Genomic DNA, 26,137 nt, shown 5'->3' with positions numbered 1-26,137 from the left:
TGGCTCCACACACCGAAGCGGCACGCCAACCGGCTTCGAGGACTTCGCCGCCCAGCTCGCCACCCCCCACGAAGCGTTACTTTCGCCCTCATCATTCCGTAAGACAAAATAGCTACGTTTTCAAGCCCCCTTGGAGTGCCTTACACCAAAGGGCAGGTTGTCATGCACCTTCGCTGCGTGTTCAATGCACCTCGAATCCTCGCTGTATCAGCGCCAACCTTGCAGGGCCGTCTCCGGGCGACGGGCCCGGGAGATGTGGAATGAGTGAACCGACAGCTTTGATTCCAGCGGAGGTGGAGACACCCATCATTCGTCTGATCGACGACGATGTGTCCTTCAGGCGTGCCGTCCAGAGGCTGCTCCGTGCTGCCGGACATTGCGTCGCGGAATACGGATCCGTGGGCGAAATGCTGCTCGAAGGCATCGGAAGCGCACCGGGCTGCCTCGTGCTGGACATCCACATGCCCGGCCCCAGCGGGCTGGACCTGCAGGAAATGGTCGCCACGCAGCCCGAGCCACTGCCGGTGATCTTCGTGACCGCCGAGGCGACGGTGCACGAGACGCTCCGCGCGATGAAGGCCGGCGCGGCCGACTTTCTCTTCAAGCCGGTGGATGGTGATGCGCTTCTCTCCGTCGTGAACAAGGCCGTCCAGGAAGACGCCGTACGGCGCCAGGCACATCGCCGGCTGTCGGCATTGCAGACGCGCTACTCGCGGCTCAGCCCGCGCGAGCGCCAGGTGCTCGATATGGTCGTCAACGGCGCACTGAACAAGCAGATCAGCGCCGAACTCGGCGCTGCCGAGCGCACGGTGAAGGCCCATCGCGCGCACGTCATGGAGAAGATGGAGGTCAGCTCGCTGGCCGATCTGGTCCGGGCGGTCGGGCAACTGGGCACGGTGCCCGAGTCCTCCTACGGTCGCGTCAGCGCCTGAGGCGCTTGGCGTATCCGACCTCAACAGGCGCCATTCACATGTCGCCCAAGCCGGCCGCGGGGATCGCGGTCTCCGTGCTGATCGCCTTGCTGCTGGCCGGTCTCTGGCCCTCGTTGAGCGCGAGGCGTGCGCCCATCGGGGGCCGGCCCGCGCAGCGACGACCGGACAGGGGAAATTCCGGCCCGATCCACGGCGTCGATGAACTCGCGGCGTCCATCACCCACGAAATCAACCAGCCGCTGAGCGCCATCCTCGCGAACGTGGATGCCGGCGCCCTCCTGTGGAAGCAGCAGCCGCTGCCGGCCGATGAGCTCCGGAACATCCTCACGGACATCCGCGACGATGTGATTCGGATCAAGCAGATCATCCAGAAGCTCAGGACCCTGCTCGGCAGGCGCTCGCTCGACGCCACGATGCTCGAACTGAACGACGTGATCACCACCAGCAAGGGCCTGCTCGGCCAACTCGCCAGGCGACACCAGACGTGCCTGCAGTTCGATCTCGCAACCGGTCCGCTGCCTGTCATGGGCGACAGCACGCACCTCCAGCAGGTGCTGGTGAACCTTGCGACCAACGGCATGGAGGCGATGGGCCAGTTGCCGCCGGGCCAGCGAACGCTCAAGGTCACGACGGAAGAGGGCGACAAGGGCACCGCCGTGTTCACGGTCGCCGACTGCGGACCCGGCGTGGGCGCCGGAAAGCTGCCCGAGATCTTCAAGGTCTTCTATTCGACCAAGCCCGAAGGCATGGGGATGGGCCTGGCCATCGTGAAGACCATCGTCGACGCGCACGGCGGCAAGATCGAAGTCGGATCCAACGAACAGGCGGGGACGCTGTTCAGGGTGTCCTTGCCGACGATCGCCGTGGCGCACAAGCGGACGCGTCGCAAGGCCGCCGCCGGAATTCCGTCGACCTAGGTGCGCCGGCTGCCCGAAAGTGCAGGCCTTGCTGCCCATCGGGCCGATGGGCAATGCACACTGGTGCCTCCATCATCGATTCACTGAGACTGGCGATCCATCATGACGACTGAACTGAAGAGCGCAACGCGGACCGAGGGCATGGTCTGGATTCCCGACGGCACCTTCCTGATGGGATCGGACAAGCACTATCCGGAGGAAGCACCGACCCACAAGGTCGCGGTGAAGGGCTTCTGGATCGACACGCACACGGTGACCAACACCGAGTTCAAGCGCTTCGTCGAGGCGACCGGACACGTCACGCTGGCCGAGCGTCCGGCCAGGGCGGAAGACTATCCCGGCGCCGATCCCGCGATGCTTGCGCCCTCCTCCGTCGTATTCCAGAAGACACCTGGACCCGTGGACATGGGCAATCCCCACAACTGGTGGACCTACCAGCGCGGCGCCGACTGGCGACATCCGCGCGGACCCGGCAGTTCGCTGCAAGGGCTGTGGAAGCACCCGGTCGTGCACGTCGCGTTCGAGGATGCCGAAGCCTACGCGAAGTGGGCGGGCAAGGAACTCCCGACCGAAGCCGAATGGGAGTACGCCGCGCGCGGCGGCCTCGAAGGCGCCGAATACACGTGGGGCGACGAGTTCAGCCCCCGCGGAAAGATGATGGCCAACACCTGGCAGGGCCAGTTCCCCTGGCAGAACCTGCTGCAGGACGGCTACGAGTTCACCGCACCGGTCGGCTCCTTCCCGCCCAACGCGTACGGCCTCTACGACATGGCCGGCAACGTCTGGGAATGGACCACCGACTGGTACCAGGAGCACGGAAAGATCACCCACGCATGCTGCACGCTCGACAACCCGCGCGGCGCCGCGATCGACGACAGCTACGACCCGCGAACACCCGAGATCCGCATTCCGCGCCGGGTGATGAAGGGCGGCTCCCACCTCTGCGCACCCAACTACTGCCATCGCTACCGCCCAGCCGCCCGGATGGCGCAGCCGATCGACACCGCCACCTGCCACCTGGGTTTTCGCTGCATCGTGCGAAGCGAACAGACGCCTTCATGAAAGAAAGAACAACGACGAAGCGCCTCGTGCGGCACACCCTCTGGCCGGCCATGATGCAGGCCTCCTTCGGCGCCGCGGCGACCGAGGGCGGTATCGGACGCCCCATCACCGCCCAGCAGGCGGCGATCAGCACGCCGCCGAGAACCGCGCGCAACGTGGCCAAGTGCTTCGGTTCACGTCGCCCGGTCGATCACTGCGGCAGGACGCGCGCGCCTTCGCCGGCGCCTTCGATGTAGACGCGCTGGCCGACACGCAGGCCCGGGTTGATCGGCTGGGTCACCGTCACGAGCACGCCGCTCTTGGTACGAACGATGATCTGCTGGCCCGGCTGGGGACGGTCGTAGCGCTTGGCGATCTCGCCGCCGGCAACGGCGCCGCCGACAGTGCCCAGGACCATCGCGACGTCGCGTCCCGTGCCGCCGCCGATCAGGCTGCCGATGCCCAGGCCCGTGAGGCCGCCGACGACAGCGCCCACGCCTGTGTGCGACGGACTCTGGATGTCCGCCGGCATGATCTGCTCGATCACACCCTGGCGCACCTCCATCGAGCTGCCGGATTGCGGCGCCGCGCAGGCTGCCAGCACGAGGGCCAGTGCAAGGGCTGCAATGCGTGAGAAAAGTTGGGTCATGATGAGATCGCTCCTTCGAAGTTATGGGATCAGCCAGGGAAAGAAATCATGGGCGTTTCAAGCGAAAGCCCGTGACGAGGAACGTCAGGCCCAACGCCAGGGCGAAGAGTCCAACGAGCATTCGCCGACCGTCGACGGTCGAGAATCCGAACATCAGGGCCGCGCCGAAGGCCAGCGTGCAGACGCTCGCGATGGCCGCGGGCATGTGCCCTTCACGCGGCCCCTCCGGCGAGGCGCCACGGTTCACCATCACCGAGATCAGGCCAACGACGCCCAGCGCGATGCACACGGTGATGAGCGCGCCGAAGAACGCCACGGCGCCCACGATGCGCTCCTCCAGGTTCGGATAGGCGAAGGACACCACGCCGACCACGATGCGCACCACCGCATCGGCCAGCGCCAGCGCGAAGAGCCATCGGGCCGGTGGATACCTTTTCAGCGCGAATGCCAGGGTCACGCCGAGGACCCCGTCGATGAAGCCGAAGTAGCCATTGCGACCCAGCAATTGCCCCAGTTGGGCCACCGGCGGCGCGACCAGCACGTACAGCGCGAACAACACGCTGAAAGCACCACGCACCAACAGGACCAAGCGCAAGTTCATGGCGGCTCCGCGCTAGTTGGCAAGTCCGACCACTTTCCAGGGCGTGGCCTTGGCGGTGCTCTTGTCCTGGTTCCTGCACAGGATGTAGGTGGCCGTGTTCTGCAGGGAGCCGTGGCTGTTCTCGATGCGTGCCAGCCGGCATCCCGCGCGCCCCTGCGGATCCTTGAGAGGGGTGACCGAGCCGCTGTTGGGCGTGCCGGGGCTCTCCCACTTGACCGTGACACCGTCTTCGCCGCTGTCCATGGTGCGATTGACCGTCTTGGTCATCAGGTCGATGTCGACCTTCTTGAAGTGCGTGATCGGCAGGTCGCGCATCCCGTTGTAGATGTCCAGCGGCCTCGCCATGGCCGGCACCGCCGCCAGCATCGCCACGACGATTGCCATCCCCCTCAATCCCTCGTTGACTCGCATTTTTGGACTCCTCATTTCGGCAGAATGATATTGACTTGACAGCGCACGAACCAATCCGATGCATTGTCCGGCCGGATGACGTTGTAACCGCCCCCGCCACGAAGTTCATCGGATCAAAGCTCTCCGGCTTGACCAGCAGCGAATATGACACGCCGAGCGGCACTGTCCAGCGCTGGCTCGATCGTTTTTCATTCCTCCACTGGAACGGCAAGGTCACGAGGTCGGCCACCGGATCGACGAGCTGCTTCTGGAGTTCCTCGTCGCGTATGGAGACGCACCGATCTTGGGTGTGGGCGTGAAAGCTGCAAATTGGCCCAACGGGCAAGCGCGCCTGCACCTTCGGGCAATTGCCGGGATTCCGCCGGCGACCAAGCGACCCGCGCCGCAATGCACATCGCGGTGCGAGGCAACGGCGCCAGCGCTTTCGTGCGAGGCGCGACACCTCGGAACGAAAGTCGAATCCGATCCGCAATAGTTCACATGGCAGATGGCACAACACTCGGGCGCCCCTTTACGATGAAACGGCAAAAAAGCGTTATCGACTCAGGGGGGTTTACATGAAAGCGCACATCGAAATCGGAGCCATCTTCTCGGCACTGGCTGCGGTCGCACCGTTCACGGCGGCGGCACAGTCACCAGGAAGCATGGGCGCCTTCCTGTCCAGCGAACAGCAGGAGGCCGACTACCGCGTGATCGCCGCGCGGTGCGGCACGCCGGGCTACGAGAAGGCCTTCTTCAGGCAATCGAAGGCGGCCGTCGCTGCCGGACTGATCTCGAAGAATCGCGATCCGGTGGAAGTCGAGAAGACCATCACCGCCCTGCGGCGCAGCCCTTTCGTGCTGGTCGCCGCGCCGGCCGACTGCGCCGATCAACTGAAGATGCTCGCGGAAGTCCAGAAAAGTCGCCGCAGCTTGATCAGGACGAAGCGCGGCGCTCAGGCGAGGTAGTCGTATTCGACGGTACCGAGCGCGAGGGTCATGTCGGCGATGTAATGCACGGCCGATTCGACCTTGAGCACCGGCAGGTCCGCCACCGGCGCCAGCGCATGCGGATGCAGCTCGAGCGAAGCCGGCCCGCCCCACGCGCCATGCAGCGTGACATCGACCATGTGGTAGCGCACCAGCTCGCAGATGCGGGCCGTGCCGTCGACGTGCGGGATGATCTTGAGCAGGAAGTTGGGTTGCGCGATGCCGGCAAGGATCGGCGCGTGTTCGAGCGTGCGGTGCTTGAAGCCCATCGTGGCCTTCGCGATGCGCACCTTGCCGAAGTCGAGCGTACCGACCACGACGTCGGTCTCGTAGTCGAGCACGGGTGAGGCCAGCTTCTTCGGAAAGCCCCACAGCTCGCGTCCGCCGGCGATGGGCGGGTGGTCGTCGAGGTACATGGCGTGCACGTACGCGCCCTGCTCCACGCCCTTGTCGGTGCGCAGTTGCACCGGGATGACCTGGCCGGATTCGGTGTAGTCGCCGAAGCCGGTCGAATCGGGCATGCGGATGAACTCGTACTTGACGAGCGGCTCCACCACTTCGAGCGGCTCGGGCACGACCGCGCGCAGGGCGTCCATGTCGGTGCGGTAGGTGATGACGAGGAACTCGCGCCGCACGAAACGGTAGGGCCCCGGCGGAAACGCCGGGTTCGTGAGCGGCATGGCGAAAGCCGTTCGCTTGACGTCTTCAATGTTCATTTCAGGCTTTCTTGCGTCAACGGCCGCTTGACCCGGATTTCATCCGGGTCGCTCAGGTCGTAGGTGGTCACGCCATTGTTCTGCGCATCGCTGCGCAGCGATTCCGGATGCGCGAACGTCGCACGCATATCGCGTGCCCCGGCCTCCCAGTGCTCGTCGACCGTGGCACGCGAGAACTCGTAGTCCTTCGACTCGCGCTCGTAGACCTTGTCGCGGTAGATGAGGTGGAAGATGTCGATCGGCTCGTGCGAGAGCTGCTCGCGCACCGCCTGCACGCTCGCGTCCTTGCGCAGGGCGGCCGGCAGCTTGGCGAGCAAGTCCGCAATGGCCTGCTGCAGGTTCATGTTGGCCGCCAGCGCGTCGGTGTTCATGCGTGTGCGGCTCGAATAGGTGATGTCCTTCTGCCGGCCCAGCACGTCCGACAGCGTGGCCGGCATCGATCCCTGCGCATTGAACAGGTCGACCTGCAGCACGACCAGCGCCTCGCTGCGCGGATGGCTGTCCAGCACGTATTGCAGCGGCGTGTTCGACACCAGCCCACCGTCCCAGTAGGACTCGCCGTCGACCTCCACCGGCGCGAAACCGGGCGGCAGCGCGCCGCTGGCCATGACGTGTTCAGGCCCGATCTTTTGCACCGTGTTGTCGAAGTAGACCGAATTGCCGTTGCACACATTGACGGCACCCACGCTGAAACGCATCTCGCGCGCGTTGATCCGGTCGAAGTCGACCAAGCGTTCGAGCGTCTGTCGCAGCGGCGCGGTGTCGTAGTAGCTCAGCAGCGGTGCGGCGCCGCCCATCAGCAGCGAGGCGGAAGCCCGTGGCTGGAAGAAGCCGGGAATGCCGAACAATGTGGCGAGGCTCGCGCTCCACTGGTTCAGCACGGCGCGGTCACCCATCCAGGACGGCAGTTGCTGCGACGGACTGGAAGACACAAGTTCCCAGAATTCGCGCAGGCGCTGGACCCGCTTCTCCGGCGCATTGCCGGCGATCAGTGCCGAGTTGATCGCGCCGATCGACACCCCGGCAATCCACTGCGGCGTTTGCTTCTGTTCGCTCAGGGCTTCGTAGACGCCGGCCTGGTAGGCGCCGAGCGCGCCGCCGCCCTGAAGGACCAATGCCTTGCGGCCCGCGCGGTGCAGCGCGCCCATCAGCAGGCCCCGGCCTCGTGAACGCCGCTTGAAATCAGATCGCTCATGGGCCGGGATTCTCGATCAAAAGGCCCTGTCGTGGTGACTTGAATTTCCACCATGTAGGTATGGGTCGCCGATAGGGATGGGCGACTTCCTACGCTTCGGATTCGCGACAGGATGCATCAACTTGTCAGCGCCGGGCGGTGGCCGGCGCATTCAACAAGGAGACTTTCATGCGCACATCTTGCGGCGTTGAATCCCGGGCGCGCGCCCTGGCCCGGCTGGCTTCCCTCGTCCTCGCGGGCGGCGTGGCGGCTTGCGGCGGCGGAGGTGGTGGCGGCGGCGGATTCCCGGTCATTCCGGGGCAGGCCAAGCTCACTTGCGACGACACGATGAAGACACGTTTCACCCCGGACCCGTTGACGCAGGTCCTGCTCGTCAAGTCCTTCAAGGCCGGCGATCCGCTGCTGCTCTCGGGCACGGCATCCGCCACGACGCCGACGGCCACGAGCGACGTGTGCGTCGTGAAACTGCTGGTCAAGCCGGGCAACCCGGGGCCGGCGGACGCGCCTTCGACTTCGCAGGGCATCGGCATCGAGGTGTGGCTTCCCAGCGAGAGCAAATGGAACCAGCGGATCCATGTGAAGGGCGGCGGTGGCTGGGCGGGCGGCGTGCAGACGTCGCTGACGGCGCTCGCCGGCATTGCGGGCAGTACTTCGGGCGCGCCGGCCACGACCGCGATGGTCGAAGGCGCGGTCTCCGCCAGCACCGACACGGGCCATGCCAACACGGCGAACGGCGGCTCCTTCGCCATGAATCCCGACGGCTCCATCAACACGGTGCTCTGGAACGACTTCGCGCAACGCGGCATCCACGAGATGGCCGTCAAGACCAAGGCCCTGACGCAGGCCTACTACGGCGTGGCGGCGAAGCGCGCGTACTGGAATGGCTTCTCGACCGGCGGCCGCCAGGGTCACATGGAGGCCCAGGCCAACCCGGCCGACTTCGACGGCATCCTGGCCGGCGCACCCGCCATCAACTGGACAAAGTTCATCACCTCGGAGTTGTATCCGCAGATCGTCTACCAGCGCGACCTCGGCGGCGTGCCCCTGACCACCGGGCAGATTGCGTCACTGGGCAATGCCGCGATCAATTCCTGCGACGCGGTCGGCAACGTGCACCTCGGCTACATCCCGGACCCGTTCGTCTGCCGCTATGACCCGACGCAGGACCTGAACGTGATCTGCGCGACGAGCGGCGGCAACGCGCCGGCGGGCGACTGCGTGACCCAGGTCCAGGCCGTGGCGATGAACAAGATCTGGTACGGGCAGACGGCCGACGGCTCGGTGCCCTCGCCTTCGACCGACAACGGCACCGCGCTCGAACCGCAAGGCGCCCAGCGCTGGTACGGCCTGACCCGCGGCACCAACATCGGCGGCCTCGGCGGCCCGACGCCTTTCACCATCGCGAGCGACATGGTGGCGCTGGAACTGCAGAGCCCAAGCTTCGCGACGATCAACTTCGTCAACGCCACAGGCAACGGCACGGACCGCTGGAAGGGGATGTCGTACCTCGACCTGTCGAACGCCTACGACAAGGGCGTGTCCCTGCAGACCTCTTTCGCCAACATCAACACGGACGACAACAACCTGGCGCCGTTCGCGGCGCGCGGCGGCAAGATGCTCGTCTACCACGGGCTCGCGGACACACTCATCCCGCCGCAAGGCACGCTCAACTACTACAACCGCTTGACGGCGAAGATGGGCGGGGACCAGGTGGTCAAGAACTTCTACAGGCTGTTCCTCGTCCCGGGCATGGCCCACGGCTTTGCGAACGGCACGACCAACGCGGCCGCGACGATTCCGCTGCCCACGATTGACCAGCTCTACCTGGCGTTGACGACCTGGGTCGAACAGGACCAGCCGCCGAGCCGGATCGACATCACGTCCCAGAAGACGCCGGCCAGTCCCGGCGAGGCCTCACGGCCGATCTGCATGTACCCGACGAAGCCGGTTTTCGCCGGCACGGACCCGCTGGCGGCGAGTTCGTACAACTGTTCTTGAGCGAGGGCCGGGCTAGAGCGCGCCGTAGATGCTCGCGTCGGGGTCGGCGCGGTCGTGCTTGCTGGCGGCCGTGCGCAGGCTGAGCACCCACAGGCGCGCGTGGCGCTGTTCGCGGCTCTCGAAGTGTTCGGTGAAGCGTCGGATGCCGGGGCGCTCGATCGCGGCGATGGTCATCCAGTCGGTGCCGCCGAAAGACTCGGCGTCACTACTTCGGTCGACCAGCGCCGGCCGCAGCGACATCACCCATTCGGTGGGAACGCGCGGGTCGCGGTCCAGCATGCGCAATGCGATCTTCGCGGCCTTCGGGCTGAGGGCCTGTACCTTGTGCAGGTGGAAATCAACATCCATGGGGCACCGTCCTTTCAGACACACAAGGATACATGTGTATCGATTTGGAACGCAAGGGTGCTTTCCTAGGAGCCTCCGCTCGTCATGCGCTTGTATTCGTTGCGCTTCATGGTGAGGTAGTCATTCCGCTCTACTTCGTGCAGCTGCCGCGCATAGCGCTCGGTGCTGTCGAACCAGGTGTCGAGGCGCGACGGGAGCTGCTTGGGGTCGGGGGCACCCAGGTAGGCGTCGATGGCGAGGTAATAGCGCATGGTGTTGCGCTCCACGACGCCCCGCACCCCGCCCACGTAGGCCTTCTCGCCCGATGCGTTGGTGCCCGTCGACGTGAAGCCGACCTTGTCGCTGCCGATCGTCGAGAGGTAGCCCTGCATGGCGATGCGCGCCGCCGTGCCGTAGGCATAGCTGTAGCCGAGATGGATGAAGGTCTTGCCGCCGTCCAGTGGCGTCGCCTCGAGTTCGATCCGGTAGTCGCGGGTCGACAGCGGCCCCTTGTCGGCACTCAGTCGCGCATTGAAATAGTCTGCCGTCGTGGTCACCGGCTGCCAGACGAAATCGACCTTTTGCGCCTCCGACAAGGGTTGGTCGAACTTGCGGCCCACCGCGACGGCCACCGTCTTGGTGCCGCCGGTGTCGCGCACGGCGCAGTGCTTGGTGTTGAGATGAAGCATCAGCACCTCGCACCAGCCGGCCGGCGTGCCCAAGGCGCTGCTCACCTGGTCGAAGGGATAGGCCACCTCCGCGAAGATGTTGCCGCTCAATTGCCCGGACGCTTCGGTGGATTCGAGCGCCAGCGGGCGGCCGAAGACGTTCTGCTCGAGCTGCCCCTTCAGGGCGTCGTGCTTGGCCTGCATCGCCGCGGCGCTGCCAAGCTGCGACTGCGCCAGCGCGATGGCCGGCAACAGAAGCAACCAGACCCAGAGCAACGCCCGGCGAATCGTCGCGTGATTCATGATGCGGCGAATTGTCACGCCGTATCACGCTTCTGGCTAGCGTACGCCGCCGGACGGGAGGGGGTATCAGACCGCCATGATCGACACCGCCTTGGTGACCAGGTAGGCCTCCATGGCTTCCGGACCGCCTTCCGAGCCGTAGCCCGAATCCTTCACGCCGCCGAAGGGCATTTCCGGCGACGGGGCGGCCGGCTGGTTGATCCACAGCATGCCGACTTCCATCTGCTGCGAGAGGATGTGGGCGTTCTTGATCGACTGGGTGAAGGCATAGCCCGCCAGGCCGTACGGCAGGCGGTTCGCTTCCTTGATGGCTTCCTCGAGCGTGTCGAAGCCGCGGATGGCCGCGATCGGGCCGAAGGGTTCGTTGTTGAACACGTCGGCGTCCAGCGAGACATCCGTGAGCACCGTGGGCGCGAAGAAGTTGCCGTCCGTTCCCACGCGCTCGCCGCCAGTGGCAACCGTGGCGCCGGTGGCGCGCGCATCGTCGAGCACTTTGGCCATGGCGGTCAGGCGCCGCGAGTTGGCCAGCGGGCCGAGCGTGGTGCCTTCGGCCAGGCCGTCGCCCAGCTTCAGGCGTTCGGCTTGCACGACCATCGCACGGGCGAATTCTTCGCGGATGCTGTTGTGCACCAGGAAGCGCGTCGGCGAGATGCAGACCTGCCCGGCGTTGCGGAACTTCGCGCTCCCCGCGGCTTTGGCTGCCAGGGCCACATCGGCGTCGGCAGCGACGATCACGGGGGCGTGCCCGCCGAGTTCCATGGTCGCGCGCTTCATGTGCGCTCCGGCCAGGGCGGCGAGTTGCTTGCCCACCGGCGTGGAACCGGTGAAGGTCACCTTGCGGATGATCGGATGCGGGATGAGGTAGTTGGAGATCTCGGCCGGATCGCCGAACACCAGGCCGACCGTGCCCTTCGGCACGCCGGCATCGACGAAGGTCTGCAGCAGCGCGGCAGGCGATGCCGGGGTTTCTTCCGGCGCCTTGACGAGGAACGAGCAGCCGCTGGCGAGCGCGGCGCCGAGCTTGCGCACGATCTGGTTGATCGGGAAGTTCCATGGCGTGAAGGCCGCCACCGGGCCCACCGGCTCCTTGATGACGAGCTGCTGCGCCGACAGGTTGCGCGAGGGCACGATGCGGCCGTAGACGCGGCGGCCTTCGTCGGCGAACCATTCGATGATGTCGGCGCCAGCCAGCACTTCGCCGCGGGCTTCGACAAAGGGCTTGCCCTGTTCCTGCGTGAGGACGCGGGCGATGTCGGCGGCGCGTTCGCGCAGCAGGCTGGCGGCCTTGCGCATGGTGGCCGCGCGCTCGTTGGCCGGGATCTTGCGCCACGCTTCGAAGCCGCGCTGCGCCGCATCGAGCGCACGGTCCAGGTCGGCGATGCCGGCATGGGCGACCTTGCCGATCGGCTTGCCGGTCGCGGGATTGATCACGTTCAATGTCTTGCCGCTCACGGCGTCGCACCACTCGCCGTCGATCAGCAGGCGGGTGTCGGGGTAACTGGGGGTGGTCATGCGAGATCCTTGTTGTACGGATGGGAGGTAGGTTCCCGCGAATCCTAGCGCCCTTTCCCGACCGACTCCGCCGTCGGGGCTATGTGGGGTTACGCCTGGTTTCAGCCGCGGATGCCTCGGCGCGCACCCAGTAGAACTGTCGGGGCACCGGCATGGACGGCGCCCGCATCCGCCGCGGCGGCGTGGGCTGGATCGAGCCGTCCGGCGCGCAAAAGAGCGGTTCGCCCTCGGGCAGGCTGCGATGGGCGTCGAGCATGGTGCGCAGCGCTATCTTGGCGCTGTCGCACCACGGGTCCACCGAGCGGACCATGAAGAACTCGCGTGTCGCGATCAACTGGCTCGGAAACACCGAATCACCGTCAGTGCCCAGCGAACCAACGCCCTTCCACGTGGCGTCGACGACGAAGGCCAGCATCACCGCGTCGGGTGTATCCATGCCATGAAGCGCGCCGCTGAGCGCGGCTGCCATCCATCCCAGCAATTGCGGGGTGAGGTCGAAACGCACGGATGCGCCGGAACCGGGCACGTCCACATACACGCTGCGCGCGGTGCGCAGCGCGGCCTCGATCTTGAGCGCCTCTTTCTGCCGCCGCGACGAGCGCACCTGGGCGACCGCCACGAAGCCGGCCACCGGTCCCGCCACGGCGAGCACCTTGAAGGCATCGATGCCATAGCCACCCAAGGTCATGCCGGGTTCCCCGTTCGATTGCCGCCGCGGCTGTTTCCGAATCTCACACTCACTCCTCACGGGGCAGGCCCGTCCGACACGACGAGTTGCATGCACGCGATGGATATATCGGCGGGAACCGCGGAAACTTGAGCGCTGCCCGAAGGGGCAGGCAACGCTGCACGTTCGGCCAATTGCCCGGCACGGTTCGGCTGCCATCATGAAACGCACAAAACCACACCTACGGAAGGAGAAACATCCATGGCGACCCGACTCTTCTCACGCCTCGCAGCCCTTGCGCTGACCCTCGTGCTGGCCGCCTGCGCGGCACCCCAGCAACCCGGATCGCAGATCATCCGCCAGGGGGTGATCGAGCAGATCTCGCCGACGACCATCCGCAGCCCTGCCCACACCGGCGTCGGCGCGGTGGTCGGTGGCCTCACGGGCGTCGGGCTCGGCAGCCTGATCGGCAACGGAACCGGCCGCGACGTCGCCATGGTGGCCGGCGCCATCGGCGGCTCGTTGGCCGGTGCCGAGGTCGCGAACCGCTCGGCCCAGCCGATGCCCGGGCAGGAAGTCTTCGTCCGCACCGACAGCGGCGTCCTGATCGAAGTGACCCAGCCGGTGCAGCCGGGCCTGCGCGTGGGTCAGCGCGTCTTCATCCAGGGCAACGGCGACGCCGCGCGCGTCACTCCGCAATAAGGGCGACCGGGCGCGGCGTGATCGAATCGGCGATGTCGACCCAGCCGCCGCCCATGGCCTGGTAGACATTCACGACCTGCGTGTAGCGGTCCGTCGTCAACGCGACCGACGCGAGTTCGGCGGAGAAGAGTTCGGTCTCGGCCACCAGCACTTCGAGATAGCCGATCAGGCCGCTCTCGAACTTCAGGCGTGACAGCCGGGCGAATTCGCGCAGGGCCCGCACGCGCTCGCGCTGGAAGGCCACCCCCTCGATCGTCTTCTGCGATCCGGTGAGCGCATCGTTGGTGTCGCGGAACGCATTCAGCACGGTCTGCTGGTAGACGAGCTGCGCCTGCTCCTTCTGCGCCTCGGCCGACTTCACCTGGCCTTCGATCGCGCCGAAGGTGAAGATCGGACCGGTCAGGCCCGCAACCACCTGCCACGCGGTGGCCGGCCCCGACAGGAAATTGCTGGCCGCCGTGCTGGTCGAGCCGAAGGCGCCGGTCAGCGAGATGGTCGGGTAGTAGAGCGCACGCGCCGCACCGATGTTGGCGTTCGCGGCCACGAGGTTCTGCTCGGCCGCCAGGATGTCCGGCCGCCGCTGCAGCAGCGCCGAAGGCAGGTCGGCGGGGATCAGCGGTGCCGCGAGCTGCTCGATGCTCTTGCCGCGCGGGATCGGACCCGGGTTGCGTCCGAGCAGGATGGAGATGCGGTTCTCGACCGCCGCGATCTGCTGCTCGATCGCCGGAATGGCCGTCTGCGCCTGCTGGTACTGCGAGCGGATCTGGCTGACCTCCGTCTTGGACACGATGCCCGACTTGAAGCGCAGGTCGAAGATCCGCGCCGTCTCGCCGAAGTTCGCCGCGGTGGCCACGGCGATCTCGCGCTGGCGATCGAGCCCGCGCAGTGCGAGGTAGCTGGTCGCTACGCCCGCCACCAGTGTGAGCACGACGCCGCGCTGCGCCTGCTCGCTCGCGTAGACCTGGGCCTGCGCGGCTTCGCTCTGGCGTCGGACACGACCGAAGAGATCGACCTGCCACGTGGCGCCGAGGGCCGCCTGGTACAGCGTGAAATAGGGATTGGCGGGCTCGGGAATCGGCGGCTGCCCCTCGCGGCTCGCACGGGTCCGGCTTGCGCCACCGCTGTAGCCGAGTTGCGGATAGGCCTGCGACCCGACGACCCCGAGCGTGCCGATGAACTGGTCGATCCTCGCCGCCGCCACGCGCACATCGAGGTTCTCGCGAAGTGCCGACTCGATCAGCTCGTTCATCACGGGATCGCCGAACTGCTCCCACCACTTCGTGTTCGCGACCTCCGCGGCCTTGGGGTAGTCGATGCGCCACGCGGTCGGCGCCTGCACCTCGGGCCGCACGTAGTTCGGCCCGACGGTGCAGCCGGTGAAGCAGAAGGCGGCGGCGACCAGCGCTGTGACCGTGAGGGTCCTCATATCGATTTCCTCGCTGAAGTTGCGATGGTGTCCATGTCAGGCCAGCAATGCCCAGCCGAAAAGCAATGACACTGCCAGCAACGCGATGCTGGCCACCGGCCACCGTCGCAGGAAGATGTCCGTTCGCTCGAAGGCCGAGCCGGTCCCGTCACACGCCCATTTCAGATGGCCCAGGGCGATGCCGAGGTCGCCCACGGGAATGCGAGGCAGATACCGCGCCGCGCGGTCCAGCAGGACGGCGAGCACGGCACCCACCAGCACCGGCCACAGGCCCGACCAGAGCGCAGCCGGCGCCAGGGCCTTGGGCAAGGCATCCGTCGAAATGGCAAGGTAGAGCGCCCACGGCACCACCACCGATGCCACCGCCATCGCGATCCACGAGACGATGAGCGAGGCGGGCGCGCGTGCGTCGGGGTCCGCTGCCGTCTGCGCCATCAGGCGACGGAGGAAGTGGATCATCAGCAGCGACGAGGCCACCGACGACACGACCGCAATGGTGCCGGCCAACCCGTCGCCCAGGATGTCCTTCGCCGCGTACTTGGTCAGCGCCCCGCCGGTCAGCGGCAGGCCCGCCAGCCCCAGACCGATGAATGCGGCAGGAATGAGCATCGGCCACAGGCGCCGTCGGCCCGTGAGCATGATCACGCCGACCGCCAGGAACAACGCACCCTTCACCAGCAGATGGTGCGCCGCGTAGAAGGCTGCGGCGATCGCGGCCGTGGCGTCGCCGGCGGCAAGGCCCATGCCGATCACGGCGACGACGAAACCCATCTGGCTCACGCTGGAGTACGCGAGCACGACCTGAGGTCGGGACTGCGTGATGCCGATCACGACGCCATAGAGCGCGCCGAACATGCCGACTGCCGCCAGCGGCAGTCCGAAATCAGGCAGCGCCGCATCGAACGGCAGGAAGCGGATCAACGCAATGATGCTGGCCTTGACCACGGCGCCACTCATCACCGCTGCCGCAGGAATGGGCGCAGTGCCGTACGCGAGCGGCATCCAGAAATGCAGCGGCACGAGACCCGCCTTCATGCCGAGCCCGACGAGCAGCAGCACGAGCGTGAGATTGCGCGTGGGAGATGTCGGCAACGCGGCTGCGGCATCGCGGATGAGCAGGCTGCCATCCGGTATAGCTTGCGCCAGGAGGATGAGGCCGGCAAGCAGGAAGGCTTCGGCCAGCAACGCGAGCCCCAGATAGAGGGCGCTTGCGCGCCACGCGTCGGGCCCTTCGCCCTGCAGGACAAGCCCGCTCGCTCCGACGCTCAGCACGGCCAGCAGGAAATAGAAACCGACCATGTCGGCCGCGAGAAAGACGCCGACACAGCCGGTCAGCGTCATGAGCCAGCACACGATGAAGCCATCGGCATCCGGCCGGTCGCGCACGTAGCGTGCGGCGTAGATGCCCGCCAGGCTCCACAGCAGCGACGCCACAGCGAGCAGCATCGCGCCCGGCGCATCGAGCGCTAGCGTCAGCGCATAGCGCGCGTTGCCGACGATCAGCGCCGAGTCGCCTCCTGCAAAGAGCGCCGCCGCCAGTGCCGGAAGCGGCGCGACGATGAAGAGGCTTGCCATCGGGCGGCGCAGCTTCCGCGACATGCAGGCCAGCAGCATCAGCAACGGAATGAGGATGGCCGCCGCCAGCAGGCCCGCAGCGCCGAGCAGGATGACGAGCAGGCTGGCCGATCCGATGATCATCGTGGCCCCGCCAACGGAAGGGTCGAGCGTCCGATCTGGGTCATGTCGATCGGACTCAGTGCGGCCAGGCCCAGCAGGAAGGAGCACAGGGCCAGTGCCAGCACGGCCAGCTGCTGGTAGCGCGGCACATTTGCCTTTGGCGTCCAGCCGGGTTCCGCCGGCGTCATCGCGCGGACCATGACCAGGAACACGTAGGCGCTGGTCAGCAGCCCGCCAGCGAGCATCACGAGCACCCACCACCATTGCGCGGTCGCGACCGCGGCCGACAGCAGCAGCCACTTCGCAAGAAAGCCGCCGGAAGGCGGCAGCCCGATCAGCGATGCGCCGCCGAGCGCGAACGCAACCATCGTCATCGGCAACGCTCGCCCCACGCCACGCAGGTCCGCCACGCGATCGTGCCCCAGGGTCGAGTAGATGAGTCCGGCGGCCATGAACATCGCGGCCTTCGCGGTCGCGTGCGAGATCGCCTGCAGCATGCCGCCGCTGATGGTCGACGCGCTGTCGAGTTGCGCCGCATCCATGCCGAAGACCAGCGGGAACATCAGGAAGAGATAGCCGATCTGCGCGACGGTCGAATAGGCGATCAGCAGCTTCAGCCGCACCTGCCGCAGCGCTACAACGTTGCCGACGAGGATCGCCGCCGCGCCGAGCGCCGCCAGCAGTTGCGCGGAGGGCCACGTGATGACATTGGCGAACACGTCGAGCCAGAGGCGCACCACCAGGAACCACGCGCCCTTGATCACCAGCGCGGAAAGCAACGCACTCGCCGCGGCCGGCGCGCCGGCATGCGCGGGCGGCAGCCACAGGTGCAGCGGGAACAGTGCGGTCTTGGCCAGGAGCCCGGCCGTCATCAACGCCGCGGCCGCCCACGTCACCGGCTCGGCGCGGACGTTCGCCGCCAGCAACGCGATGTCGAGCGTGCCGTAGGCGCCGTACAGCAGGAAGGCGCCCAGCAGATAGAACATCGACCCCAGCAGTGCGTACACCAGGTAGCGCAGCGCCGCCTGCAGCGTCTCGCCGCGGCCATCGAGGCTGACCAGCGGCACGCCCGCGAAGGTCAGCAGTTCGAGCGCGACGTACAGCGTGAACACATCGCCGCTCACGAACACGAGGTTGAGCGATCCCCAGACCGCGAGCAACAGCAGCCAGAACGTGAACGGCGCCCGCGCCTCGCGCGTGCCTTTGGGCGTGCCGAAGTCGCCGCTCGCGTACACGCCGATCATGCTGACCACCACGGCGACGGCGACCAGCATGACGACCGACAGTCCATCCGCGCGCAGCGCGACGCCGAGTGGCGGTGTCCAGCCGCCGAGCAGATAGACGAGCGCATCGCCGTGAAGCACCAGGGCCCGGGCGATCGCGAAAGCGATGCCGAGTCCGAGCAGCAAGGTGACCATCGCGACGCGGTGCGCATTCCGCCCGCCCAGCACGAGCCCGACGAGCACGCCCACGAACGGCACCAGCACCGCCAGCACGAGCAGGAGGCCGCCGGGTGTCGTCAGTTCCATCGACGCGGAGAGTGGCATCTAGACCTCTCCATCGGCAGCTTTCGCCTTGGGTGACAGATCGCCGGACAGGGTCACCGAGCCGGCTTCCTCGAACAGTCGCAGCAGCAGCGCGACAGCGAGCGCTGATGCCGCGAAGGCGACGACGATGGCGGTGATCAGCAGTGCCTGTGGCACCGGGTCGCCGTTCATCCCGGCGGCCGCGCCCCGGCGCGCGATCACAGCGCAGACGATGAAGATGCCGTTGCCGATCAGGTTGAACGCGAGGATCTTGCGCAGCGGCTGCGGATTGACGATCAGGCCGTACAAGCCGAGGCCCACCAGCACCGCGGCGCACAGTCCGAACAGCGTCGTCGGGGTCATGGTTCCATCGCGCGTTGCGGCGCGCCGGCCAGCAGCAGGGCCAGCGTCACCGCCAGCGAGGGCATCAGCGCGGCTTCGATGACAACGATCAGCGGCTTGGCGAAGCCTTCCGGATAGCCGAGGAATGCGCCGGCGATGGCGGCGCCCGTGAAGCCGACCGCAATGAACACCGCCGGCCCGCCCACGAGCACGGTGCGCAGCCAGGTGCGGCTCACGGGTGGCGCATCGGCCAGGCCGGCCATCATGACCAGCAACCACATCGCAGCAAGGATCGTCGCGCCCTGGAACTTCCCGCCCGGGTGGTCCGCACCCACCCACAGGATGTAGATCGCGACCACGATCCCGATCGGCGGCAGCACGCGCGCAAAGTACGCCAGGATGCCGTTGGGATCGACCGGCTGCCCGGCGCCAGGTCGACCGCCCCAGGCGCGGTCCGGCGCGAGCGACCACACGCCGACCAGCGCGAACAGCAGCACCACCGCTTCGAGCAACGTATCCATCGCGCGGAAAGACAGCAGCACCGCAGTGATCGGATTGCCGACGCCGGTCGATGCGATGTTGTCGGCCACCTGCGGAGCGAGCGTGGGCGCGAGATCGGGCAGCGCGAGCACGCAGAAGGCGATCACCCCCGCCACGGCAACCGCAGCAATGGCAGCCAGCACGCGCGTAAGAAGCCCCGGCCGGTCCGCATGGGCCGCGGCCTCGGTCCTGCGCAGCCGCGACGCGGCACCGACCAGCAGCGCACCGGTCAGGCCGGCACCGATGGCGGCTTCGGTCATCGCCACATCGATCGCCGACAACTGCAGCCACACCAGCGTGAGCATCAATCCATACGGAATGAACCCTGCGACCGACGCGAAGGTATCGCGCGCGAAGACCGTCCAGGCCGCGAGCCCCAGGAACAACAGCGCCAGCGCGATGTTCAGCGTGAGGCTCATGCCTTCGGCCCTTCGCGACGCACGGCGCGTGCAATGAGCTGGGACACGGTGGCCGACCCCAGTAGCACGAGCAGCCAGATCAGCACCAGCTTGCATGCGGTCGACAGACTGTCGACCTGCGGCAGCAGCCCGATCACCACCAGCCCGAGCCCGAGGTTGTCGGCCTTGGTCAACGCATGCAGGCGCGTGAAGGTGTCCGGAAAGCGCAGCAGCCCCACGCTGCCGGCGAGAAAGAAGAACGCCCCCGCGCAGATCGCGACGATCGTGAAGATGTCGGCGAGGAGGTTCGTCATCGCCCGTCGCTCCCCGCCTCGTCCCGTACCGAAGCGGCCCCGGCCTTCACGAAGGCGATGGCAGCGAAGGCCGCGAGGATCGACAGCGTCAGCACCACGTCGATGACCGCGTCCATGTCAATCGCGGCGCCCGCCAGCAGCAGGGCCGCGATGCCGCCGGTGCCGAAGAGCTGCACCGCCATCATGCGATCGACGTTCCCCGGTCCGCGCAACACGCCGATCAGGCCCAGCGCAACCATCGCCAGGACGAAGGCGGTGGCGCCGATCAGGAAGCTATTCATGGCCCTCCCCTGCGACCAGCGCGTTGGCCAGCAGCTTCTCCTCTTCGGCCATGTGCTCCGCCAGCGGTTCGGTGATGTCCAGGCTGTGGAACACGATGGTGTCTTCCGTCTCGCCGACTGGAACGGAGCCGGGCAGCAGGCTCATGATCGAGGTGAACTCGTTGCGCGCCAGCCCCGGCGGAAAGCCCACCGGGCTCGAGACGAATCCCGGATTCATCGGCATGCGCGGATGGAACGCACGGCGCGCCACGTCGACGCCGGCCAGCACCGATTGCCACAGGAAGTGCGGAATGAACCCGAGCAACGCGCGGAAGCGCACGTGCCCGGCCGCGCGCGGAAGCAGGTGCAGGCTGGTCCACGTCGCGCCGACGGTGGCGACCAGCCCGAAGGCGAGGTCGACCGGCTTCGCGCTCGGCATCAGCACGAGCCAGAGCACCATGAACATCACGCCGCGCGTCAGCGCGGTGCCGGCCAATGATGGGGTGTTCGTCATGAAGCCCCCGTGCCCCTCACGCCGGATCGCTGGCGGGATGGAGCGCCTCGTCGGACGACGGCTTCTCCTTGCCGAACACAGCCACGTACACGGTCGGGAGGAACACCAGCGTCAGCAGCGTCGCCACCAGCAGGCCGCCCATGATGGCGAAGGCCATCGAGCCCCAGAACACCGTCGGCGCGATCGGGATCAGGCCGAGCACGGTCGATATCGACGTCAGCATCATCGGCCGCATGCGCGAAGTCCCCGATGCCATGACCGCATCAAGCACGCTCTGGCCCTCGGCGCGATAGGTCTCGATCTGCACGATGAGAATCACCGCGTTCTTCGCGATCATGCCAATCAGCGCCAGGATGCCGAGGATCGCGACGAAGCCCAGCGGCCTGTTGAACAGCAGCAGCGTCAGCACGACGCCGATCAGCCCCAGCGGCATGATCAAGACCACCATCGCCAGCCGCCGGAAGCTCACCAGCAGCACCATCATGCTTACCAGCATCAGGACGATCATCAGCGGCACGACGGCGTAGACCGACGCGCTCGATGCGGCGCTCTCCTCGAACAGGCCCCCGGTCTCGACCTTGTAGCCCTTGGGCAGCTTGGCGTTGAACTCGGCCATCCTCGGCGCGAGCTTCTCGACCACTTCGTCCGGAAGCACACCATGGATGACGTCGGCACGTACCGTGAGCGTCGGCAGGCGATTGCGCCGCCAGATGAGCGGCAGTTCCTGCTCCTCGGTGAAGGTCGCGAACTGGCTCAGCGGCACCATGCGCCCGGTGGGCGTGGGCACCTGCAGCGAGCTCAACGTCTGGAAGGACACGCGCTGCTCATCGGTGGCGCGCGCCACGACGTTGATGAGGTAGATGTCGTCGCGGACCTGCGTCACCGGCGATCCCGTCACCGCCGCATTCAGGATGCCCGCCAGCGTGCGCGTGCTCACGCCCAGTTGCCGTGCCTCGTCCTGGTTGATGTGCACCCTGACCTGCCGCGCCGGCTCCATCCAGTCGTAGTTGACGTGCCGCACGCGGCCGTCGGAGCCGAGGATGTCGGCCAGTTCGAGCGCGTGCTTGCGCACCTCGTTCGCATCCGGTCCTGTCACGCGGTATTGCAGCGGCCAGCCCACCGGCGGCCCGAGTTCGAGCGGCGACACCCGCGCGACCACGTCGGGGAACTGCTCCGCGAGCGCCTTCTCCAGCTTCAGCTGAAGCCTGTCGCGTGCATCGAGGTCCTTGGCGACCACGACGAACTGTGCGAAGAAGGGATTGGCCAGTTGCACGTTGAGCGTGAGGATGAAGCGGACCGCGCCGCGTCCGACATAGGTGCTGAAGTGATCCACATCGGGGTCGTCCTTCAGCAGGGTCTCGAAGCGCTCGGCCTGCGCCTCCGTCGCGTGGATCGAGGCGTTCTGGCGCAAGGTCATGTCGATCGTCAGCTCGGGACGGTCCGACGCCGGGAAGAACTGCCTCGGCACGAACTGCAGCAGGAAGATCGTTGCCGCGAACGCGACGATGGTGAGACCGATGGTCAGCCATTTCGCGCGGATCGCGCCCCGCAGGAACTTGCCGTAGATCTCCACCACCTTGCTCGGCTTGGGCGGTGGCGCATCGGGCTTGGGCGCCTTGAGGATCGCCTTGCCGACCAGCGGCGAGAAGATGACGGCCCCGAGCCAGGACACGAGGAGCGCAATGGCGACGACCGCGAAGATCGAAAAGGTGTATTCGCCCGCGGAGCTCCGTGCGAAGCCGATCGGCACGAAGCTCGAGATCGACACCAGCGTGCCGATCAGCATCGGCGCGGCCAGCGTGCGGTAGGCGAAGGTCGCGGCCTGGTCCTTGGTGTCGCCGGCCGCGAGCCGGTTGATCATCGCGTCGACAGTGGTCATCGCGTCGTCGACGAGCAGTGTCAGCGCGATGATCAGCGCGCCGAGCGACACGCGGTGCAGGTCGATGTGCAGCACGTCCATGATCGCGAACACGATCGCCAGTGTGAGCGGGATCGACAGCGCCACCACCGTGCCGGGACGCACGCCCAGGCTCACGAAGCTGCACACCAGGATGATGATGATGGCCTGCCACAGCGAGGCCATGAAGTCGTTGATCGCCACGTCGACCGTGATGGCCTGGTCCGCGACCAGCGTCGGCTGGATGCCGTGCGGCAGGTTCGACGTGATGTCGGCCATCTCGGCGCGGATGTTGCGGCCGAGCGCGAGGATGTCGCCCGCATCGCGATCGCAAGCCCGATCGCGGGCTTGCCGTTGACACGGAACATCGGCTGCGGCGGGTCGACGAAGCCGCGCCGCACGGTGGCGATGTCGCCCAGTCGGATGATCCGGTTGCCAACCACGAGGTTGACCGCTTCGATGTCGCGCTCCGAATCGAAGGCGCCGGTGACGCGCATGAAGACGCGCTCCTGCCCGGTCTGGATGGTGCCGGCCGGCCGCACGATGTTCTGCGCCTGCAGCGCGCCGACGATGGTCGGATAGTCCAGCCGCAGTCCGGCAAGGCGCTCGGTCGAGAACTCGATGAAGATCTGCTCGTCCTGCGCGCCCATCACCTCGATCTTCGAGACGTCGGGCACCTGCAGCAGGAGCGAGCGTGCCGCCTCGACGTAGTCGCGCAGTTCGCGGAAGGTGAAGCCGTCGGCCGTGAAGGCGTAGATGATCCCGAAGGTGCTGCCGAAGTCGTCGTTGAAGAAGGGCCCGACCACGCCGGCCGGCAGCGTCTGCCGCATGTCGCCGATGTTCCGGCGCACCTGGTACCAGATGTCGGGAACGGCCGCCGCCGGCGTCGACTGCTCCAGGTCCACGAAGATCGTCGTCTGGCCCGCGACCGTGTAGCTGCGCACGCGGTCGAGATGGTTTGTCTCCTGCAGCGTGCGTTCGAGCCGCTCTGTGACCTGCTGCAGGGTCTCGTCGACCGTCGCACCGGGCCAGCCGGCCGCCACGACCATGGTGCGGAAGGTGAAGACCGGATCTTCCGCACGCCCCAGGCGAATGAAGGACAGCGTCCCCGCGATCACCGCGATGAGCATCAGGAAGATCACCAGCGAGCGCTTGGAGAGCGCCCACTCCGACAGGTTCGGGCCGATCACTGCGCCGCCTCGAGCATTCGGACCTTCTGGCCGGGCCGCAGCGCCTGGACGCCCGCGGTCACGACCACATCGCCGGGTGCGAGGCCTGACGTGACCTGGACGCGCGCCGCGTCATAGGCCCGCACCTCGATGGTGCGGGCCGAGACGGTCCCGGCCTTTGGATCGACCACCCACACGGAAGCGCTCTTGCCCGAACGGTTCAGGGCCGTGGCGGGAATATCGATGGCCGGGGCGGCCTCGAGCTTCATGCGTCCGTTGACCGTCGAGCCCAGACGCATCGCGGCGGGCGGGTTGATCAGGCGGACCCTGACGCTGAAAGTGCCGGTCACCGGATCGGCGCGAGGCGATACCTCGCGAACCTGCCCCTGGGCCGTAACGGCCGGATCGCTGACCAGCGAGACGGTGATGTCGGGATTCGACGGCGCGCTGTTCTTCACCTGCGCCGGCACATCGAAGACCGCATCGCGCGCACCTTCTCGCGCGACCTGCACGATCATGCGCCCCGCCTGCACCACCTCGCCGGGCTCCGGCCCGCGTGCCGTCACGATGCCGGAAACGTCGGAGACCAGGCGCGTGTAGCTCAACCGGTTCTGCGCGAGCGTCACCAGCGACTGGGCGGACTCGACCTGCGACTGCGCGACCTTCAGCAGGGCCTCCGCCTGCTCGAAGGAAGCGCGCGAGACCGCATCCTCCTTGAGCAGGTCACGCAGCCGCGCATGGCTGTTGCGGGCCTCCACCGCCTGCGCCTGGGCGGCCGCAAGTTGCGCGCGTGCGGACTGCAGGCTGCTCTCCTCGTTGAGCGGATCGAGCCTCGCCAGCAACTGCCCGGGCTTCACCCTGTCGCCGATCTCCACGTTGCGCTCGACCAGCCTGCCGTCGATGCGGAAGGACTGGTTGATCTCGGTCTGCGCCTGCACGGACCCGGTGAGGGTGACCGTGTCGCCGATCGCGCGCTTCTCGATCGTCACCACGCGGACGGGCCGGATCTCCGCCACCGGCGCCTCTTCGGCGCGCCTGCACCCGGACAGAAGAACCAGTGTCACGAGCGCGAAAAGCGCTGTCGTCCTGGGCAAGACACGCCCGAGCATGCACATGCACGAAGCCATTGAATCTCCTCGCTCCTTTGGAGCTGATTCGAATCCCGACCCCCTGATTTCCGCTTCGCCAGATGCATTCAAGAACGGCTGTTTCCCCTGGGAAACAACAGGGCGGCAAACACTACCCGTTCATGCCATTGGCCCTGTCCGAATGAGCATCAGTGGCTGATCTTTCTTTGTCAATAGCACTTTTGTCCACGCCATGCGAGCCGACTGAACAGGGGCTCGGGTGACGAGCCTTCAGGGCTTGCCGTCGCGCGAGAGCAGCACGGCGAAAGGCCGCGTGCCCGGAAACTCAGAGAAGATGATCGTGAGCATGGCGGTGATCGGCACCGCCAGGAAGGCACCGGGCACGCCCCACAGCGCCACCCACACGGCCAGGCTCACCAGGATGGCAAACGGGCTCAGGTTGAGCGAGTTGCCCATGACATAGGGATCGATGAAGTTGCCGATCACGAACTGGATGACGGTCAGCCACAGCAGGATCGGCAGCACATGCGACGCATCGCCGAACTGCGCCATCGCCATTGCACCGGGCAGCAGCACGCTCAGGAACGATCCGATGTACGGGACGAAATTGAGCAGCACGATCATCACCGCCCAGAACGTCGCGAACTCGAGACCCGTGAAGCGCATGACCGCATAGCTCAGCACGCCGAGCAGCACGCCGAGGAAAGTCTTGAGCGCGAGATAGGCACCCACGCGCGAATTGATGTCCGCGATCACCTGCCTGATGCGCTGCGCGTGCTGCGGGCTCTGGGCGATGTTGGAGATCTTCGCATCGAGATGGCTGCGTTCGACGAGAAGGAAGCAGGCATAGAGCGCCACGATCACCACGCTGGCGAAGATCGACGACGCGGACGAGAGTGCGGACCCGACCAATCGTTGCAGGCTCACCTGGGCGAGGAAGTCGCGCCGCAAGGTCGTCCACGTGGGCTCCGCCTCGATGTGCAGGAAGACGGCGATCTGCTGGACCGCGGCAAGCAGCGACTCCTGGTAGCGCGGGGCCTGCGCGATCACGCTGTCCTTGTTGGCAAGGAGCGTGTAGACCACCATGAACAGGCCGAACGCGATGATCAGTATCGACAGGATCGAGACGACGAAGGGCGGAAGCGCCGGCCCGAGCAGCGGGATCCTCGCGATCAGCCGCGCGAGGCCGAGGATCACGTACACCACGAACACGCTGAACATGATCGGGACGAACACATCGCGTCCGATGAAGAAGATCCAACCGATCATCAATGCGATGGCCGTGCCATACACGAAGGTTTGAAACCGGTGGTTCATCTTGAATTCAGCTCCTCGGAAAAGGGAAGGCCGGGTCGGCCAGGCCAGAAGCGCGCTTGATC

The 26,137-nt window shown here is 66.7% G+C and carries 27 protein-coding genes and 1 pseudogene; 7 read left to right on the top strand and 21 right to left on the bottom strand.

The genetic code is table 11. The features are described 5' to 3' along the window. The first annotated feature begins 260 nt into the window (after nucleotides 1–260). The 4 genes from AC1D3B_RS22350 (at nucleotide 261) to AC1D3B_RS22335 (ending at nucleotide 3,147) form a co-directional block, all read left to right on the top strand. Nucleotides 261–932 (top strand): response regulator transcription factor, encoded by a 672-nt coding sequence (locus AC1D3B_RS22350; RefSeq protein WP_478192865.1) that lies wholly within the window; start codon nucleotides 261–263, stop codon nucleotides 930–932. Nucleotides 933–970: 38 nt separating this feature from the next. Beyond that, the gene (locus tag AC1D3B_RS22345; RefSeq protein ID WP_478192864.1) at nucleotides 971–1,849 is read left to right on the top strand and encodes a sensor histidine kinase; all 879 of its coding nucleotides are present in this window, start codon (nucleotides 971–973) and stop codon (nucleotides 1,847–1,849) included. 102 nt (nucleotides 1,850–1,951) lie between these two features. Beyond that, nucleotides 1,952–2,911: a formylglycine-generating enzyme family protein gene (locus AC1D3B_RS22340; protein WP_478192863.1), complete on the top strand. Its 960-nt coding sequence runs from the start codon at nucleotides 1,952–1,954 to the stop codon at nucleotides 2,909–2,911. Continuing rightward, nucleotides 2,908–3,147: a hypothetical protein gene (locus AC1D3B_RS22335; protein ID WP_478192862.1), complete on the top strand. Its 240-nt coding sequence runs from the start codon at nucleotides 2,908–2,910 to the stop codon at nucleotides 3,145–3,147. Before AC1D3B_RS22340 ends, AC1D3B_RS22335 begins: the two co-directional genes overlap by 4 nt. Here AC1D3B_RS22335 and AC1D3B_RS22330 read toward each other — a convergent pair. Genes AC1D3B_RS22330 through AC1D3B_RS22320 form a run of 3 tightly spaced genes read right to left on the bottom strand, consistent with a single transcriptional unit; the run spans nucleotide 3,102 to nucleotide 4,551 of the window. Then, the gene (locus AC1D3B_RS22330) at nucleotides 3,102–3,539 is read right to left on the bottom strand and encodes a glycine zipper 2TM domain-containing protein (protein ID WP_478192861.1); all 438 of its coding nucleotides are present in this window, start codon (nucleotides 3,537–3,539) and stop codon (nucleotides 3,102–3,104) included. The two genes, AC1D3B_RS22335 and AC1D3B_RS22330, sit on opposite strands and share 46 nt — an antisense overlap. Before the next feature lie 46 nt (nucleotides 3,540–3,585). Next, complete coding sequence (locus AC1D3B_RS22325) at nucleotides 3,586–4,140, bottom strand: hypothetical protein (RefSeq protein WP_478192860.1); 555 nt, start codon at nucleotides 4,138–4,140, stop codon at nucleotides 3,586–3,588. A gap of 12 nt (nucleotides 4,141–4,152) precedes the next feature. After that, on the bottom strand, nucleotides 4,153–4,551 hold the full coding sequence (locus AC1D3B_RS22320; RefSeq protein ID WP_478192859.1) for a hypothetical protein: 399 nt from the start codon (nucleotides 4,549–4,551) through the stop codon (nucleotides 4,153–4,155). Between the two features lie 557 nt (nucleotides 4,552–5,108). On the opposite strand from AC1D3B_RS22320, the gene AC1D3B_RS22315 reads away from it, so the two are divergent. Next, nucleotides 5,109–5,498 (top strand): hypothetical protein, encoded by a 390-nt coding sequence (locus AC1D3B_RS22315; RefSeq protein ID WP_478192858.1) that lies wholly within the window; start codon nucleotides 5,109–5,111, stop codon nucleotides 5,496–5,498. Here the strand turns inward: AC1D3B_RS22315 and AC1D3B_RS22310 are convergent. Continuing rightward, nucleotides 5,486–6,235 (bottom strand): acetoacetate decarboxylase, encoded by a 750-nt coding sequence (locus tag AC1D3B_RS22310; RefSeq protein ID WP_478192857.1) that lies wholly within the window; start codon nucleotides 6,233–6,235, stop codon nucleotides 5,486–5,488. The two genes, AC1D3B_RS22315 and AC1D3B_RS22310, sit on opposite strands and share 13 nt — an antisense overlap. After that, nucleotides 6,232–7,383 (bottom strand): patatin-like phospholipase family protein, encoded by a 1,152-nt coding sequence (locus AC1D3B_RS22305; RefSeq protein WP_478192856.1) that lies wholly within the window; start codon nucleotides 7,381–7,383, stop codon nucleotides 6,232–6,234. Before AC1D3B_RS22305 ends, AC1D3B_RS22310 begins: the two co-directional genes overlap by 4 nt. Nucleotides 7,384–7,598: 215 nt before the next feature. Here AC1D3B_RS22305 and AC1D3B_RS22300 point away from each other — a divergent pair, with 215 nt between their 5' ends. Then, nucleotides 7,599–9,428: a tannase/feruloyl esterase family alpha/beta hydrolase gene (locus AC1D3B_RS22300; protein ID WP_478192855.1), complete on the top strand. Its 1,830-nt coding sequence runs from the start codon at nucleotides 7,599–7,601 to the stop codon at nucleotides 9,426–9,428. A gap of 12 nt (nucleotides 9,429–9,440) precedes the next feature. Here AC1D3B_RS22300 and AC1D3B_RS22295 read toward each other — a convergent pair whose 3' ends face one another. From AC1D3B_RS22295 to AC1D3B_RS22280, 4 genes are all read right to left on the bottom strand, one after another. Then, nucleotides 9,441–9,776: a hypothetical protein gene (locus AC1D3B_RS22295; protein ID WP_478192854.1), complete on the bottom strand. Its 336-nt coding sequence runs from the start codon at nucleotides 9,774–9,776 to the stop codon at nucleotides 9,441–9,443. 65 nt (nucleotides 9,777–9,841) lie between these two features. Continuing rightward, nucleotides 9,842–10,726: a hypothetical protein gene (locus AC1D3B_RS22290; RefSeq protein WP_478192937.1), complete on the bottom strand. Its 885-nt coding sequence runs from the start codon at nucleotides 10,724–10,726 to the stop codon at nucleotides 9,842–9,844. Nucleotides 10,727–10,792: 66 nt separating this feature from the next. Next, nucleotides 10,793–12,238, bottom strand: a complete 1,446-nt coding sequence (locus AC1D3B_RS22285) for an NAD-dependent succinate-semialdehyde dehydrogenase (protein ID WP_478192853.1) — start codon at nucleotides 12,236–12,238, stop codon at nucleotides 10,793–10,795. A 79-nt stretch (nucleotides 12,239–12,317) separates the two neighbouring features. Further along, nucleotides 12,318–12,926, bottom strand: coding sequence for a hypothetical protein (locus tag AC1D3B_RS22280; RefSeq protein WP_478192852.1), 609 nt, complete (start codon nucleotides 12,924–12,926; stop codon nucleotides 12,318–12,320). A 240-nt stretch (nucleotides 12,927–13,166) separates the two neighbouring features. Here AC1D3B_RS22280 and AC1D3B_RS22275 point away from each other — a divergent pair, with 240 nt between their 5' ends. Beyond that, the gene (locus tag AC1D3B_RS22275; protein WP_478192851.1) at nucleotides 13,167–13,607 is read left to right on the top strand and encodes an outer membrane lipoprotein; all 441 of its coding nucleotides are present in this window, start codon (nucleotides 13,167–13,169) and stop codon (nucleotides 13,605–13,607) included. Here the strand turns inward: AC1D3B_RS22275 and AC1D3B_RS22270 are convergent. The 12 genes and pseudogenes from AC1D3B_RS22270 to AC1D3B_RS22215 all read right to left on the bottom strand — a co-directional run bounded on the left by AC1D3B_RS22270 (nucleotide 13,594) and on the right by AC1D3B_RS22215 (nucleotide 26,075). Beyond that, a complete protein-coding gene (locus AC1D3B_RS22270; RefSeq protein WP_478192850.1) occupies nucleotides 13,594–15,033 on the bottom strand; it encodes an efflux transporter outer membrane subunit in 1,440 nt (479 codons plus the stop codon). The two genes, AC1D3B_RS22275 and AC1D3B_RS22270, sit on opposite strands and share 14 nt — an antisense overlap. Nucleotides 15,034–15,069: 36 nt before the next feature. Beyond that, complete coding sequence (locus tag AC1D3B_RS22265) at nucleotides 15,070–16,731, bottom strand: proton-conducting transporter transmembrane domain-containing protein (protein WP_478192849.1); 1,662 nt, start codon at nucleotides 16,729–16,731, stop codon at nucleotides 15,070–15,072. Beyond that, the gene (locus AC1D3B_RS22260) at nucleotides 16,728–18,257 is read right to left on the bottom strand and encodes a complex I subunit 5 family protein (protein WP_478192848.1); all 1,530 of its coding nucleotides are present in this window, start codon (nucleotides 18,255–18,257) and stop codon (nucleotides 16,728–16,730) included. The genes AC1D3B_RS22265 and AC1D3B_RS22260 overlap by 4 nt, the downstream gene beginning before the upstream one ends. After that, nucleotides 18,258–18,599, bottom strand: coding sequence for an NADH-quinone oxidoreductase subunit K (locus AC1D3B_RS22255; protein ID WP_478192847.1), 342 nt, complete (start codon nucleotides 18,597–18,599; stop codon nucleotides 18,258–18,260). Then, nucleotides 18,596–19,537: a hydrogenase subunit MbhD domain-containing protein gene (locus AC1D3B_RS22250; protein ID WP_478192846.1), complete on the bottom strand. Its 942-nt coding sequence runs from the start codon at nucleotides 19,535–19,537 to the stop codon at nucleotides 18,596–18,598. Before AC1D3B_RS22250 ends, AC1D3B_RS22255 begins: the two co-directional genes overlap by 4 nt. After that, nucleotides 19,534–19,830 (bottom strand): cation:proton antiporter, encoded by a 297-nt coding sequence (locus tag AC1D3B_RS22245; protein ID WP_478192845.1) that lies wholly within the window; start codon nucleotides 19,828–19,830, stop codon nucleotides 19,534–19,536. The genes AC1D3B_RS22250 and AC1D3B_RS22245 overlap by 4 nt, the downstream gene beginning before the upstream one ends. Further along, entirely contained in the window at nucleotides 19,827–20,111 is a 285-nt protein-coding gene (locus AC1D3B_RS22240) for an MrpF/PhaF family protein (RefSeq protein ID WP_478192844.1), read from the bottom strand. The genes AC1D3B_RS22245 and AC1D3B_RS22240 overlap by 4 nt, the downstream gene beginning before the upstream one ends. Further along, complete coding sequence (locus AC1D3B_RS22235) at nucleotides 20,104–20,604, bottom strand: Na+/H+ antiporter subunit E (protein WP_478192843.1); 501 nt, start codon at nucleotides 20,602–20,604, stop codon at nucleotides 20,104–20,106. The genes AC1D3B_RS22240 and AC1D3B_RS22235 overlap by 8 nt, the downstream gene beginning before the upstream one ends. A 16-nt stretch (nucleotides 20,605–20,620) precedes the next feature. Beyond that, complete coding sequence (locus AC1D3B_RS22230) at nucleotides 20,621–22,780, bottom strand: efflux RND transporter permease subunit (protein ID WP_478192842.1); 2,160 nt, start codon at nucleotides 22,778–22,780, stop codon at nucleotides 20,621–20,623. Nucleotides 22,781–22,824: 44 nt separating this feature from the next. Further along, a pseudogene (locus AC1D3B_RS22225) lies at nucleotides 22,825–23,691 on the bottom strand (efflux RND transporter permease subunit); the annotation flags it as partial. Then, nucleotides 23,688–24,797 (bottom strand): efflux RND transporter periplasmic adaptor subunit, encoded by a 1,110-nt coding sequence (locus AC1D3B_RS22220; RefSeq protein WP_478192841.1) that lies wholly within the window; start codon nucleotides 24,795–24,797, stop codon nucleotides 23,688–23,690. The pseudogene AC1D3B_RS22225 and the gene AC1D3B_RS22220, both read right to left, overlap by 4 nt. Nucleotides 24,798–25,028: 231 nt before the next feature. Beyond that, on the bottom strand, nucleotides 25,029–26,075 hold the full coding sequence (locus AC1D3B_RS22215; RefSeq protein ID WP_478192840.1) for an AI-2E family transporter: 1,047 nt from the start codon (nucleotides 26,073–26,075) through the stop codon (nucleotides 25,029–25,031). Nucleotides 26,076–26,137 lie beyond the last annotated feature (62 nt).

Source organism: Variovorax sp. P5_A3 (assembly GCF_056400665.1).
Note: the sequence above shows the minus strand (reverse complement) of the source record. Positions and strands in the feature narration are given on the sequence as shown.